This window comes from Gottfriedia sp. ABJ_BB2_2 (assembly GCF_055484705.1).
The window spans coordinates 35,717-49,798 of record NZ_JBVFKR010000002.1; the positions used below are offsets into that span (position 1 = coordinate 35,717).

Sequence of the window (14,082 nt, forward strand, 5' to 3'; positions counted from 1 at the left end):
TTCTTTCAACAAATTATATCATAGTTATTTAAACTTCTAATTATTAATACAAATAATTCAAAAAAAGATTTCTACATAGAATGTCACATTCCTACAAAGTATCCTAAAATATAAGAAAAGTCGCCAAGTATCCCTACTCAGCAACTTAAAACCAACCTTTTCTTTTAAAAAATATATACATTAGTAGCGTCACGATTCCCATAATCACTAATACAAATAAATATCCATATTTCCAAGTCAGTTCAGGCATAAAATGAAAATTCATTCCATATAAACCTACAATAAATGTTAATGGTAAGAAGAAAGAGGAAATAAGGGTAAGCGTCTTCATAATCCCATTCATTTTTTCTGAGCTCAATGAAAAGTAGCTTTCACGAATATCAGATGCTAAATCACGATTTGCTTCAATCATATCTGATAATTTCATTAAATGATCATGGATATCTTCAAAATAAATGCGATGTTCTATTATATCTTTAAAACGGTTAGAATTTAATATTCGATATAATAAGTCTCTTGTTGGTAAAATTGTTCTTCTTAATTTAGATAAATCTGTTCGAATATCATATAATCGTTCTACTGCATTATGTACTTGCTTTTTCATTTGATCGACTTCTAAATCGGCCAACTCATCTTCTAACCGATACATTAGTGGAAAATAACTATCTACTAATTCATCAATGATTCGATGTGTTAAATGTAGTGGACTTTTTGTGGCCCTACGGTCTGTATGTATACTTTCTAAAACTTGAGAAATAATCGGACTTCGGTGCATATGAAATGTCACAACGAAATGATCACTGACAAATATGTCTATTTCAGTTTCTTCTAAGTCCAACTTTTGTAGTTCGTGTAAGATTAAAAAATGATAGCCCTCATAATAATCTAGCTTAGGTCTTTGAACATATTCCAAACAATCTTCTATCGCTAGTGGATGGAATTTAAATTCAGTCGTTAGCAATTGAATCTCTTCCTGAGTTGGTTCGTTCATATCCACCCAAAACCATGAGTATTTTGCTGACTTAGCTTCTTCTAATGAAATATTTCTTTCTATTATCTTATTTTTATTCATTCCAATAATTTGTAGCATTTGTAAGCACCTTCTTTTAATGAATCAATAATACGACTTAAGTAATACTTTATAGTAAATGATTTACTTAGTCTGTATTCAAGTAACGCAGGCAAGATTGTAAACAAAAACGGCCATGCTTTTAAACATTATATGGTAAAATGAAGGAAATTTCATTGATATTATTAAACGCATGATTTATTTTAATATAAAACTATATGAGTAGAGGGATTAAAATGAAAAGTTTTATTAACGATAATGTAAAACAAATACAAATCTCTGGTATTAGAAAATTTGCCCAACTAATTGAAAAATATGAAAATGTAATTGCATTAACATTGGGACAACCAGATTTTCAAACACCTGAGCCAATCAAAAAGGCAGCAATGGAAGCCATTTCGTCTAATCAAACAGTTTATACTCCTAACGCTGGTTTACCGGCACTTAGAGAAGCAGCATCAAATTATGTTAAGCAAAAATATGGACTGACATATGATTCATCCAATGAAGTAATCGTAACAGTTGGGGCAAGTCAAGCTCTTGATGTTGCATTTCGTACGATCTTAACTGAAGGCTGTGAAGTGATTTTACCAGCTCCTATTTACCCTGGTTATGCACCAATCATTACGACTTGTGGTGCAAAACCAGTATTTGTTGACACATCAGATCACGGCTTTAAAATTACACCTGAACTGTTAGAACAAAATATTAATAAAAATACTAGATGCATCGTATTACCTTACCCAAATAACCCAACAGGTGTAACATTGACGAAAGAGGAACTAGAAAATTTAGCAACCTATTTGGCTAAAAAAGATATCTTCATTTTATCTGATGAAATATACAGTGAGCTGACATTTGATACAGTACATCAATCAATTGCTAGTTTCCCAGGTATGCGAGATAAAACAATCGTTATTAATGGACTGAGTAAATCTCACTCTATGACTGGCTGGAGAATTGGATTTTTATTTGCGCCTACATATTTAGCTCAAGAAATAGTAAAGGTTCATCAATATAATGTATCATGTGCTACTTCAATCTCTCAATTTGCTGCAATTAATGCTTTAACTGAGTGTATTGATTCGCCTATTGAAATGGCAAAGGAGTATCAAAATAGAAGAGATTATATGTTAGAACGATTACAACAAATGGGATTGCCTTGTATTAAGCCTGGAGGAGCATTTTATTTATTTCCATCCATTAAGGAATTTAATATTCCTTCTATGGAATTTGCATTAAAACTAGTTGAGCAACAAAATTTGGCTGTTATTCCTGGTGAAGCATTCTCTGAGTATGGTGATTCATTTATACGTTTATCATATGCATATTCAATGGAACAATTAAAACTAGCATGCGATCGTTTAGAGGCATTTATAACAACTTTAAGATGATGTTTTCACTAAATATCTATTTAATTTTGATAAGAGGCTCTCATAAGTCAATTTGACTAAGAGGGCCTTTTCTCTATTCACTTCAGTAATGGAATGTTTATTTTGGAGCCACTTATCTATACAAAAATCAACAAAAAAAGAGGACATAATCACTTGCAATTATATCCCCTTTTTTATTATCTAGTTATATCAACTAATTGATTTTTAATTTATTAAAAATCAGTTCTTTATTTAGTTTGAATGACACTAGTTTTAAATAACAAGTCTTGGATTGTTTTATTGTCTCTTCTAAATAACATTAAATACACATTAACAAGTAATGGTATTCCTAAAAATGCCACTGAGAACACAAAAATAAAAATGAAACGAAGTAGAAATATCCCAATATTTGTTTCTTCATAGTTATCTTTTATCATTTTTATTCCTAAAAATCTTTGACCAAATGTCATTCCTTTATTAAACTTCGGAATGATGACAAACAGTATGATCATTAACATTGAAATAATGAAAATATCAATTGTTGAGTTTCCTGAAGTAGCGTTAAATCTATTTAAAATATTGGCAGGTTTCATTGTAATGATTGCGATGATGATTCCATATAAGATAGATACTATAAATGTATCTAAAATAAATGCACTTAATCTTTGATAAAACTTTGCCAGTTGAAAATTTTTCACTTGTAAACCTCAATTCGTAAAATTATTGTACGTGATGTGATGGATCGTATAACATATACAATGCTTGTGTTCCTTTTTCATCAAGTCCTTTTTTAGAAAGTTCTTCATAACAACTTTTAGCAAGTAAAAGTCCAGGAAGATTCAATTTCATTTTTTCTGCTTCTTCAATCGCAATACCCATATCTTTTATAAAATGTTTAATATAAAAGCCTGGCTCAAAATCCCCTTTTAATACGCGTGGTGCTAAATTACTTAACGACCAGCTTCCTGCTGCACCTGTAGAAATACTACTTAATACTTTTTCACCATCTAATCCTGCCGCTGTTGAATAAGCTAGTGCTTCACACACGCCAAGCATACCTGAAGCAATTGCGATCTGGTTACACATCTTTACATGCTGTCCACTACCAGACTTACCTTGGTATACAATATTTTGTCCAAGTACATTGAAAATGTGAATCATCTCATCAAAGGTTGCTTTTTCACCACCAACCATGATCGCTAATTTAGCTTCTCTTGCTCCTAAATCACCACCCGACACTGGCGCATCTAATGACTTCATACCTCGTGTAATCGCTTCCTCTTCAATCTTTTTAGCCAATGTAGGTGTTGAAGTTGTAAAGTCGATTAACGTCGTACCTTGGTTTGCTGATTGAATAAAACCATTTTCTCCAAAAACGACTTCTTCCAAATCTGCAGGGTATCCGACCATTGTGCAAATAACATCGCAGTTAGGTGCTAATTCTTTTGGCGTTTCGTACCACTTTGCACCTAAGTCTATTAATTCCTGAGCTTTTTCTTTTGTTCGATTATAAATATGTAAATTAGCACCTGCATGAATTAAATGTTTTGCCATACTTTTCCCCATTACACCAATTCCAATAAAGCCAATATGAAGATCATTTAGTCTCATTTCGTTCATTTCATATCTCTCCTTTTTCTATTCCTTTCATAAAACTAACATAAATTTAGTGAATACAAAAGCTGAAACACTTTAGAAAGTTGCCTTCATTTTACAAAACTATTTAATGTTAAATCCATATTAAAAAATCCTATACTTTTTTAATTAGAATATAAATTCTAGACTAATTCCAAGCTAATTTGTTGACTCTAATATTGATAGTCTCTATATTAAATAAAGTACATTTTAATACAACATACATAATGAATTTTGGAGGAAACCATACATGAAAAATGAGAAATTTTTTGATATGATTCAAGAACGTAATTCTACTCGTGCATTCGATGGAACTACAGAAATTAGCAAGAGTGAAATTACAGAGCTTCTAAATGCTGGAATGAAAGCACCATCTGCTTGGAATTTACAACACTGGAAATTCGTTGTATTCCATGGAGAAGAAGCGCAAGGTAAATTACTACCTGTTGCATACCATCAAAATCAAATTAAAGATGCGTCATGTGTTATTGCAGTATTAGCAGATACAGACTCAGCAAAAAATGTAGATCCAGTTTTTGACCCAGCTGTTAAAGCAGGATATATGACACAGGAAGCAAAAGATAAGTTAAAAGCAAATGTAATCGGTGCATATTCTACAGAACAACGTAATCGAGAACAAGGCATTCTTAACTCATCATTAGCTGGCATGCAGTTAATTCTTGCTGCTACTGCTAAGGGTTGGAATACATGCGCAATCGGTGGGTTTGACGAGAAAGCATTTAAAGAAACGTTCCTAACTGATACTCGTTATATCCCAACAATGTTAATCGCAATCGGTAAAGAAAAAGTACCTGGACATCCAACTTCTCGATTCTCAGCAGAAGAAATGTCAATTTGGATTTAATGTAATGCTTTAGGGATCCTGATTAATCAGGGTCCCTAAAGCTTATTTATTTTCAGATGATTGTTATGAAACTATTTAAATTATGCAAATAAAAAACAACAGGCTTCCCTGTTGTTTTTTAATTAAATTTCATTTACTAATTTAACAACTTCTTCTGCAGTTGACAGTGATAAAGCTTTTTCAGCTAATTTCTCCATGTCAGCTTTTGATAATTTTGCCATTTGGCTACGAGCTGGAAGGATTGAAGTTGCACTCATTGAGAATTCATGCAAACCAAGTCCTACTAATAATGGAATTGCAAGAGCGTCTCCTGCCATCTCTCCACACATTCCTGCCCATTTTCCTTCTTTGTTTGCAGCATCAATTACCATTTTAACTAATCTTAAAATAGATGGGTTATATGGTTGATATAAGTATGAAACTTGTTCGTTCATACGGTCTGCAGCCATTGTATATTGGATTAAATCGTTAGTTCCGATACTAAAGAAGTCTACTTCTTTTGCAAATACATCAGCCAATACAGCAGATGCAGGAATTTCAACCATCATTCCAATTTCAATTGACTCTGAAACATTTACATTTTCAGACACAAGCTTTTCTTTTTCTTCTAATAAAACAGCTTTTGCAGCTCTAAACTCATCAAGAGTAGCAATCATTGGGAACATGATTTTTAAGTTTCCATAAACACTTGCACGTAATAATGCACGTAATTGAGTACGGAAAATCTCTTTTTGATCTAAACATAAACGAATTGCACGGTATCCTAGGAATGGATTCATTTCTTTTGGTAAGTGTAAATAAGATAATTCCTTATCTCCACCGATATCTAATGTACGAACAACTACCGGTTTTTCACCCATACTTTCAAGAACTGTTTTATACGATTCGAACTGTTCTTCTTCGGTCGGGAAATTGTCTCTTCCCATATAAAGGAACTCAGTACGGTATAAACCTACACCTTCACCGCCGTTATTGATAACACCTTCAACATCGTTTGGTGTACCAATATTCGCAACAAGTTCTACATGATGTCCATCTTTTGTAACTGTCGGTTCGTTTTTCAATTTAGCCCATTCTTGCTTTTGAAGTTCGAATTTTTCTTTTTTCGCCTTATACTCTGCAAGTTCTTCTTCAGAAGGATCAACAATAACTTGACCATCTAAACCGTCTACAATTACTGTTACACCATTCTCGATTTTGCTTGTTACTTCTTTCGTACCTACAACAGCAGGAATTTCAAGTGAACGAGCCATAATTGCCGAATGTGAAGTACGGCCACCGATATCAGTTGTAAAACCTAAAGCGAACTTACGGTTTAATTGTGCTGTATCAGATGGTGTTAAATCTTCAGCTATAATTATCACTTCATCAGTAATATTCGCAGGATTTGAGATTGTAACGCCAAGAATATGTGCCATTACACGTTTCGTTACGTCACGAATATCAGCTGCCCGTTCCTTCATATATTCATTGTCCATGCTTTCAAACATTTGAACAAACATTGAAGCTACTTCATTCATTGCATATTCTGCATTAACATTTTCTGACTTAATTTTGTCTTTTACAGGGTTAACAAGTTCTGGGTCATTTAATACTAGGATGTGAGCAGAAAAAATTGCCGCTTTATCTTCACCAAGTTCAGCATTCGCATGATCACGAATTTTCTCTAATTCGGTATTCGAAATTTGAATTGCATTATCAAGGCGTGAAATTTCAGCATCAACATCTGAAATTTGTTTCTTTGTAATGTTTAATTCAGGATTTTCTAAGCGAAATGCTTTAGCAATCGCAATACCACTAGAAGCTGCGATTCCATTGATATGTAAAGACATTACTCGCCTAAGCCTTCTTTTTTCATTGTTTCTTCAATTGAAGCTAGAGCTTGATCAGCGTCATCACCGTTTGCAGTAATTTTGATTTCAGTACCTTGTTGAATTCCTAAAGACATTACACCCATGATTGACTTTAAATTAACTGTTTTGCCATTGTACTCAAGATTGATATCTGAGTTAAATTTACCTGCAACATTTACTAATAATGTAGCTGGACGTGCATGAATTCCTGAATCTGCTGTTACTTTAAACGTTTTTTCCATTATATTTATCTCCTTTGTGATACATTTTACATTTTTGGTATAGACATTTGGCCTACTAAGAATATTTTATTAAAAGGGGTGCATAGTGTCAACTATACAACCCCTTTCAATTTGTTAACATTTTTCGATAATTTTACTTAATTTTGATAATACCAACTTCACCTTTACCTTGCTTACCTGACTTTTCAATAACAACTTCTTGTCCTTCAGATAAATTAGTAAATACAACAGGTGTAATTGTTGATGGTGCATTCTCACGAATAAAGTGTAAATCAACTTTTACTAATTGTTGACCTTTTGTAACCTTATCTCCTTGTGCAACTAGCACTTCGAAGCCTTCACCATTCAATTTAACAGTATCGATACCAATGTGAATTAAGATTTCTTTTCCACCTTTTGATAGAATACCGATCGCATGTTTAGTTGGGAATACATTAACAATTTCACCATCTACTGGAGAAACAACAGTACCTTCTGAAGGAATAATAGCAAAACCATCACCCATCATTTTTCCAGAAAATACCTGATCAGGCACTTCAGTTATCGGAATGATTTCACCTTCAATCGGATTAATTATTTCTTCATCAGTTGATGGATTATTTGTAACTACTTTATTATCTTCATTCGTCACAACAGGTCTTTTTCCTGTCATAATATCTTTAATTTGTGTTTTTAATGTATCTGATTTAGGACCAAAGATTGCTTGAATATTATTTCCAACTTCAAGTACACCTGCAGCACCTAATGCTTTCAGTCGATCTTTATTTACTTCATCTTTTGCATTTACTTGAACACGTAAGCGAGTAATACATGCATCTAATGAAGCAATGTTATCTTTTCCACCTAGTGCTTGTAAAATTTCATAAGGTAATTCACTTGCAGGTGTATTGCTTGTTGATTCTTCTGTTACAGCTTCTTCGCGCCCAGGCGTTCTTAAATTCCATTTTCTGATAGCAAAACGGAAACCGAAGTAGTAAATTACAGCTAGTACTAAACCGACGATGATTACCCACCACCAGCCAGTTCTATTAGGTAGAACACCGAATAATAAGTAATCAATTAAACCACCAGAGAAAGTCATCCCGATTTTAACATTTAATATTTGCATAATCATAAATGATAGACCAGCAAAGATTGCATGAATACCGAATAATACTGGTGCAACGAATAGGAATGAGAACTCGATTGGTTCTGTTATACCTGTTAAGAATGATGTTAATGCTGCTGATGCTAAAATACCACCAGCGATTTTTTTATTTTCTGGTTTTGCTTCATGATACATCGCTAAAGCTGCTGCTGGTAAACCAAACATCATGAATGGGAATTTACCAACCATGAATGTACCAGCTGTTAATTCTACACCGTCTTTTAATTGAGCAAAGAAGATTTTTTGATCGCCGTGTACAACTAGACCTGCTTTATCAGTGTATGAACCAAACTCGAACCAGAATGGTGCATAGAAAATATGATGTAAACCAAAAGGTATTAACGAACGTTCAATGACACCAAAAATGAATGCTGATAATGTTAAGTTCGCATCAATCATATTATGTGAAAATGTGTTTAGTCCGTGTTGAATAGGTGGCCAAATGAAACACATTAAAATACCAAGTAAAACTGAAAATGCTGCTGTAGCAATTGGTACAAAACGCTTACCTGCAAAGAATCCTAAGTATGAAGGTAAATCAATTTCAAAGTATTTGTTATATGCCCATGCAGCAAGAATACCGACAATAATACCACCGAATACGCCAGTTTGTAATGTAGGAATACCTAATACAAATGCATAAGATGGATCATCAAATTTTGCAATATTTAAAGTCTTATCTAAAACAATGTACTGTCCAACGTCTTTGAACACGCTCATTGTTTTATTCATAATTAAGTAACCAACAATTGCAGCTAAACCTGCTACGCCTTCACCACCAGCAAGTCCAACAGCAACCCCTACTGCAAATAATAGTGATAAATTTCCGAAAATAATGTCACCAGATTGTTCCATAACTCTTGCAACTAATTGGAACCATGATGCATCTAAAAATGGTAAGTACTTTAATGTTTGCGGATTTTGAAATGCATTACCAAATGCAAGTAATAATCCGGCAGCTGGTAGAATTGCAACTGGTAACATTAATGCTTTACCAACTTTTTGTAAAACGCCAAAGATTTTCTTAAACATTGTTATCCTCCTTTTATCCAAAACAAAAAGGCATGAGTTAGAAAAGTGATTGAAACATAATCTGGATATAGTTTCCCCTACCCGGATTAATTCATTCACATCTTTTCTACTCATGCCTGATCGAATCAGTAACACGTATTATGTGTACTTTATTCAGTTATTTGTTATGATTTCGCTTTCATTATATCTACGTCTTAAAAAAAATACAAGCATAAAGTACTATTTATTTTTTTATTTTGCTTTGAACGAGTCTTTCTAAATGTATTGTTAAATAAATTACTTCTGCTTCACTAGCTTTTTGGTTTAAAGAACTTTCAATTGATTTTAGTATTTTCCATGCTAAATCATAGCAAACGGGATATTCCTTTTTTAGAATAATGGCGAGTGCTGGTGACTCATCTGAAGATTGACCATGTGAAATACGGTCAATTAGAAACCGCAAATGACGCACTAATCTAGAATAATGAATACTATTTCTATCAATTTCAATTTTCAAATAATCTTCTATATACTTAACTAATTCTTTAATGATCTGAGAAAACTTATTTACATCTGATACGATTTCTTTGGATAAGTTACTTACAATATGTAGTGTAACAAAGCCAACCTCTTCTACCGGTAAATTGATATCTATTTCTTTATTGATTAATTCAATTACTTCTTCAGCAATCTTAAAATATTCAGGATACATTGCTTTTGTTTCTTGTAGGAATGGATTTTCAACAATATAACCCTCACGAATTCTTTTAATCGCATATATTAAATGGTCAGTTAATCCAATGTGTATTTGCTCATTTAACGTACTTCCTGTCTTCTCTGCAATGATGTAAATAGCCTGTTGTAATGTACCGGCCAATTTTTCATCCATTATGCCGATTAAAGATTTATACTGTTTTTGTTTCTGTTCATCTTTTAAGACGAACATTTTCTCAACTACACCATCTAATATTTGATCGCCTTTTGCCTTATTAAAACCAATGCCTTTACCTAATAGGATAACCTCTGGGTGGTCTGAATTTTTAGCAATAAGAACGTTATTATTTAAAACTTTTTTAATTGTATAGAACTCCGACATTTCTTTATACCACCCCCATTTTAAAAATTAGCTTTATTATCATAACACAATATTAAAAAAAATAGTTTAAATAAAAATTGAGTTAAAAGAATAATTTTTATACAAAAAATATTCAAATGTTTTGCATCTTTAATATAGTAGGATAGAATATAAAAGTAAAAAAAATAACAAGTAGGTGCTTAAAAACGATGATTAAATTATTTGTAAGTGATTTAGATGGTACAATGTTCCATCACGGAAAACTCTTTGAACACGATGTTGAGGCGTTAAAGGAACTTGTCAATCAAGGTGTTATTCTTTGTTTTGCCTCAGGTCGATTAGATTATGAAATCGTCGAGATTATGGAAAGATTAGAAGGTAATTTCCATCGAATTAGTATGAATGGAACTTATATTTATTCAAACGACGGAGAGGCATTATTAGATGCAACATTCCACCCAACTGTAGTTGGTAAAATTTATGATATGATCACTTCGAATAAATTTTTACGTTATGTTGCTGACAATACTACATATTACATCGAAGAAAAAACGGATCTTGTTCACGAGATTGAAAAAAATTCAAGCATGAAAGCCGTTGAACTAAAAACATTAAAAGAAGAATTAGGAAATAGTATTACACCTAAAAAATATGTAGTAATTGGTGAAGATGATGATCTACTTGAATTACAAGCTGAGCTACAAAAAGAACTTCCAGAATATATTACTTCATTTATTTCAGCAAAAAACTGTTTAGATATTGTTCCTGCTAATGTAAGTAAAGGATCAGCAATTCAAATTTTAATTGATAAATTAGACATTAAACCAGAAGAAATTGCTTGTGTAGGTGATTCCTATAATGATATTTCAATGTTCGAATTAACACCAAACAGCTTTGCAATGGAAAATGCTGATGATGCTGTTAAACAACACGCAGCTTATGTTGTTCCTTCTGTTTCTGAAGCAGTAAAAATAGCATTACAGATTAAATAACGAAAAAGGGTGCTTTTAATAAGCACCCTTTTATTATGTTCTTTCGATATCTATCGTAAACCGGTAACGGTCTGCACGATAAATACAACTTACATATTCCAACGGTATGTCGCCATTTATATACGTAATTTGATGTAGTTCTAAAGCAGGAGAATCCTCAGCTACTTCTAAGATCGTGGCATCACTATCTGTCATTAACGAAGCTTTTATCCATTTCGTCGCTTTTTCAATTGAATAACCTAATGACACTTCAAAATATTCATATAAAGAATGGTTAAACACCTGTTCATCAATTCTATTTACTAAGTTTTTTGGAATATATGTGGTTTCAATTGCAATTGGTTGATCATTTGCTAAACGACAACGTTCAATTTTAAAAACTTCAGAACCAATATCAATCGATAAAACTTCAGCTAAATACTCATCAGCTTCCATTGTTGAAAAACCTAATAATTGATTTGTTGGCGTTAAGCCAATTGAAGATATATCTTCTGAAAAACTTTTTAGAAACTTTAATGATTCCTCTACTTCAATACCATCTTTTACAGATACAAACGTTCCTATTCCGCGCTTTCGACTGATTAGTGATTCTTTAACAAGATTATTTAATGCCTGTCTAATCGTCATCCTGCTTACATTTAGCATCTCACTTAATGCTTGCTCAGAAGGAATACGTTCTCCAGGTAACCATTCCCCTGAGCTAATTTTATTTCTAAGAAACTCTTGTATTTGAAAGTAAATCGGTAGAGGCGAATTTTTATCTAACATCATTTATTTTCACAAAGTGAGTATGCTTCTGCATCAACAATTATTGTTACATTGCTATGTTTTTGAAGTGCAGTTGCTGGACAGTTTAGATCTTCTCTTCCGTGAATCATCTCTTTTACCGCTTCTGCCTTTTTTATACCTGATGCAATAAGAACAACTTCTTTCGCACGAAGAATTGAACCAATCCCCATTGTTACAGCATGAGTAGGCACATCCTCTTCATTTTCGAAGTATATTTTGTTAGCATTTCGAGTAGATTCTGTTAGCTCAACGATATGTGTAGGCGTATCAAATGGTGTACCTGGTTCATTAAAACCAATGTGTCCATTCTCACCAATACCTAATAACTGTAAGTCCACTGGATGTTTTAGTAGTAATTCTTCATATTTTTGACAAGACTCATCTAAGTCTTTTGCATTTCCATCTGGTAAATGATTCTCTTTAAAGTTTAAATGATTAAAAAGTTGTTCTGCCATATATGTGTGATAGCTCGTTTGATCATCTTCTGCTAATCCTACATACTCATCAAGATTAACTGTCATTACATGTGAAACATTTGGTTTGTGTTGTCGGAATAATTCATAAATACCAAGAGGAGATCCTCCCGTTGCCAAACCTAATGTGAATTCCTGTTTACCTTCAAAAGCTTGAACTATTTTTTCATATGCAACTTTCGCAATTTCTTCTGCATTTTTTACGACGATTACGTTCATTTATTTCACCTCATCCATAGATTTACCAAGTCTTATTGTATCAATTACATTATATTCAGCTGTCATTTGAACAAAATCAGCATCTTTACCAATTTCTAATGCCCCTTTGTTCACTAATCCAAATTCCTCAGCTTGGTTAACCGATGTCATTTGAACTGCTTCTTCAGGAGTACAGCCTGTAAATTTCATTATATTTCTAAATGCATCATCCATTTTTAAAATACTACCAGCTAATGTACCGTCGGCTAATCTTGCACTATTTTCTTTTACAAATACCGGTTGGCCACCTAATTCGTACTCACCATCAGCTAAGCCTTTGGCTCTCATTGCATCGGTGATGACACTAATTTTTTTCGCACCTTTTAAACGGTATGCAAGTTTAACCATATCTGGATGAATATGAATGCCATCTGGAATAACTTCCACCATTACCTCATCATCTAGTAAAACATGACCGACTGTACCGACCTCACGGTGATGCATTGGTCTCATTTGGTTGTATAAATGTGTTGCATGGGTAATTTTTTTACCTTCAAAATCTGCCCCAATGGCATCAGAATGTCCGACTGTACCAATGACACCTGTTTTTTGGAATTCTTTTTCTAAGTCATTTGCTCCTTCTACTTCAGGTGCATAAGTAACTAATTTAATCAGTCCACCTGCAGCCTCTTGCCACATTTTAAATAAATCCACATCAGGATTTACAATATACTCAAGAGGTTGTGCTCCTGCTCTTTCTTTATTAACGAATGGTCCTTCTAAGTGTATATATTCGAAGTGAGCACCAAGTTCTTTTGCTTCTTTTAAAGCACTTAAAGCATTTTTAATATTTGAATGAGATTGAGTCATAGTTGTTGGAAAAAAAGTCGTAACTCCTTCTTTCAACATTTCTTTACTCATCTTTACAATAGTACTAGGGTTTGCATCCATCGCATCTACATCATATGCACCATGAATGTGAACATCAATCATACCTGGAATCAATATTGTTCCTGTTCCATCGACGATTGTCTCACCTTGCTCCACAAAATTCTCCATATGACCGATATTCATTATTTTCTCGTCATACCGAATAAATCCACTTTCAATTACCTCTTTACCAGTATAAATTTTCACATTAATAATTGACTTCAAATCATTTCCTCCTCCTTTTCGAGGGAAGTACTTCATCATTTCATTTAGAAAATAGTCTTTGCTTATTCCTAAATCACATTCTGATTCGTTTTAGTTTGATTGATTCCTTGCTTACTTATATTTTATGATATATACACCTAGTTGTCTATACTACATAACAAGTTTATGTAGTTAATGTTATATTAAGAATATTTCGGCTCCTAAC

General features: G+C 33.0%; 13 protein-coding genes. 3 read left to right on the forward strand and 10 right to left on the reverse strand.

What is annotated here, in order from left to right:
* Positions 1-145 precede the first annotated feature (145 nt).
* Complete coding sequence (gene corA, locus ACX6U0_RS05180; RefSeq protein ID WP_464958919.1) at positions 146-1,090, reverse strand: magnesium/cobalt transporter CorA; 945 nt, start codon at positions 1,088-1,090, stop codon at positions 146-148.
* Positions 1,091-1,305: 215 nt separating this feature from the next.
* Between corA and ACX6U0_RS05185 the strand changes: the two genes are divergently transcribed.
* Positions 1,306-2,463, forward strand: a complete 1,158-nt coding sequence (locus ACX6U0_RS05185; RefSeq protein WP_464958920.1) for an aminotransferase A — start codon at positions 1,306-1,308, stop codon at positions 2,461-2,463.
* 227 nt (positions 2,464-2,690) lie between these two features.
* On the opposite strand, the gene ACX6U0_RS05190 is transcribed toward ACX6U0_RS05185, so the two are convergent.
* Together ACX6U0_RS05190 and ACX6U0_RS05195 are read right to left on the reverse strand one after the other, a co-directional pair.
* The gene (locus tag ACX6U0_RS05190) at positions 2,691-3,140 is read right to left on the reverse strand and encodes an RDD family protein (protein WP_464958921.1); all 450 of its coding nucleotides are present in this window, start codon (positions 3,138-3,140) and stop codon (positions 2,691-2,693) included.
* Positions 3,141-3,162: 22 nt separating this feature from the next.
* Entirely contained in the window at positions 3,163-4,053 is an 891-nt protein-coding gene (locus tag ACX6U0_RS05195; RefSeq protein WP_464959546.1) for an NAD(P)-dependent oxidoreductase, read from the reverse strand.
* A gap of 274 nt (positions 4,054-4,327) precedes the next feature.
* Between ACX6U0_RS05195 and ACX6U0_RS05200 the strand changes: the two genes are divergently transcribed.
* Positions 4,328-4,942, forward strand: coding sequence for a nitroreductase family protein (locus tag ACX6U0_RS05200; protein ID WP_464958922.1), 615 nt, complete (start codon positions 4,328-4,330; stop codon positions 4,940-4,942).
* A 122-nt stretch (positions 4,943-5,064) separates the two neighbouring features.
* On the opposite strand, the gene ptsP is transcribed toward ACX6U0_RS05200, so the two are convergent.
* From ptsP to glcT, 4 genes are all read right to left on the reverse strand, one after another.
* The gene (ptsP, locus tag ACX6U0_RS05205) at positions 5,065-6,774 is read right to left on the reverse strand and encodes a phosphoenolpyruvate--protein phosphotransferase (protein WP_464958923.1); all 1,710 of its coding nucleotides are present in this window, start codon (positions 6,772-6,774) and stop codon (positions 5,065-5,067) included.
* Complete coding sequence (locus tag ACX6U0_RS05210) at positions 6,774-7,037, reverse strand: phosphocarrier protein HPr (RefSeq protein WP_464958924.1); 264 nt, start codon at positions 7,035-7,037, stop codon at positions 6,774-6,776. Before ACX6U0_RS05210 ends, ptsP begins: the two co-directional genes overlap by 1 nt.
* Positions 7,038-7,170: 133 nt before the next feature.
* Entirely contained in the window at positions 7,171-9,216 is a 2,046-nt protein-coding gene (gene ptsG, locus ACX6U0_RS05215; RefSeq protein WP_464958925.1) for a glucose-specific PTS transporter subunit IIBC, read from the reverse strand.
* Between the two features lie 223 nt (positions 9,217-9,439).
* A complete protein-coding gene (gene glcT, locus ACX6U0_RS05220) occupies positions 9,440-10,291 on the reverse strand; it encodes a glucose PTS transporter transcription antiterminator GlcT (RefSeq protein ID WP_464958926.1) in 852 nt (283 codons plus the stop codon).
* 188 nt (positions 10,292-10,479) lie between these two features.
* On the opposite strand from glcT, the gene ACX6U0_RS05225 reads away from it, so the two are divergent.
* Positions 10,480-11,262, forward strand: coding sequence for an HAD family hydrolase (locus ACX6U0_RS05225; protein WP_464958927.1), 783 nt, complete (start codon positions 10,480-10,482; stop codon positions 11,260-11,262).
* A 33-nt stretch (positions 11,263-11,295) separates the two neighbouring features.
* On the opposite strand, the gene ACX6U0_RS05230 is transcribed toward ACX6U0_RS05225, so the two are convergent.
* From ACX6U0_RS05230 to nagA, 3 genes are read right to left on the reverse strand one after another with little or no spacing between them, the layout of a single operon-like run.
* Entirely contained in the window at positions 11,296-12,033 is a 738-nt protein-coding gene (locus tag ACX6U0_RS05230; protein WP_464958928.1) for a GntR family transcriptional regulator, read from the reverse strand.
* Entirely contained in the window at positions 12,030-12,743 is a 714-nt protein-coding gene (gene nagB / locus ACX6U0_RS05235; protein ID WP_464958929.1) for a glucosamine-6-phosphate deaminase, read from the reverse strand. The genes ACX6U0_RS05230 and nagB overlap by 4 nt, the downstream gene beginning before the upstream one ends.
* Positions 12,744-13,877 (reverse strand): N-acetylglucosamine-6-phosphate deacetylase, encoded by a 1,134-nt coding sequence (gene nagA, locus ACX6U0_RS05240; RefSeq protein WP_464958930.1) that lies wholly within the window; start codon positions 13,875-13,877, stop codon positions 12,744-12,746.
* Positions 13,878-14,082 lie beyond the last annotated feature (205 nt).

Excerpts from the sequence above, each read along its gene's own strand:
- ACX6U0_RS05185 (WP_464958920.1), top strand. The coding sequence starts at position 1,306 with ATGAAAAGTTTTATTAACGATAATGTAAAACAAATACAAATCTCTGGT.
- ptsP (WP_464958923.1), bottom strand. The coding sequence starts at position 6,774 with ATGTCTTTACATATCAATGGAATCGCAGCTTCTAGTGGTATTGCGATT.
- ACX6U0_RS05195 (WP_464959546.1), bottom strand. The coding sequence starts at position 4,053 with ATGAGACTAAATGATCTTCATATTGGCTTTATTGGAATTGGTGTAATG.
- ACX6U0_RS05225 (WP_464958927.1), top strand. The coding sequence starts at position 10,480 with ATGATTAAATTATTTGTAAGTGATTTAGATGGTACAATGTTCCATCAC.
- corA (WP_464958919.1), bottom strand. The coding sequence starts at position 1,090 with ATGCTACAAATTATTGGAATGAATAAAAATAAGATAATAGAAAGAAAT.
- ACX6U0_RS05230 (WP_464958928.1), bottom strand. The coding sequence starts at position 12,033 with ATGATGTTAGATAAAAATTCGCCTCTACCGATTTACTTTCAAATACAA.
- ACX6U0_RS05210 (WP_464958924.1), bottom strand. The coding sequence starts at position 7,037 with ATGGAAAAAACGTTTAAAGTAACAGCAGATTCAGGAATTCATGCACGT.
- glcT (WP_464958926.1), bottom strand. The coding sequence starts at position 10,291 with ATGTCGGAGTTCTATACAATTAAAAAAGTTTTAAATAATAACGTTCTT.
- nagB (WP_464958929.1), bottom strand. The coding sequence starts at position 12,743 with ATGAACGTAATCGTCGTAAAAAATGCAGAAGAAATTGCGAAAGTTGCA.
- ACX6U0_RS05200 (WP_464958922.1), top strand. The coding sequence starts at position 4,328 with ATGAAAAATGAGAAATTTTTTGATATGATTCAAGAACGTAATTCTACT.
- ptsG (WP_464958925.1), bottom strand. The coding sequence starts at position 9,216 with ATGTTTAAGAAAATCTTTGGCGTTTTACAAAAAGTTGGTAAAGCATTA.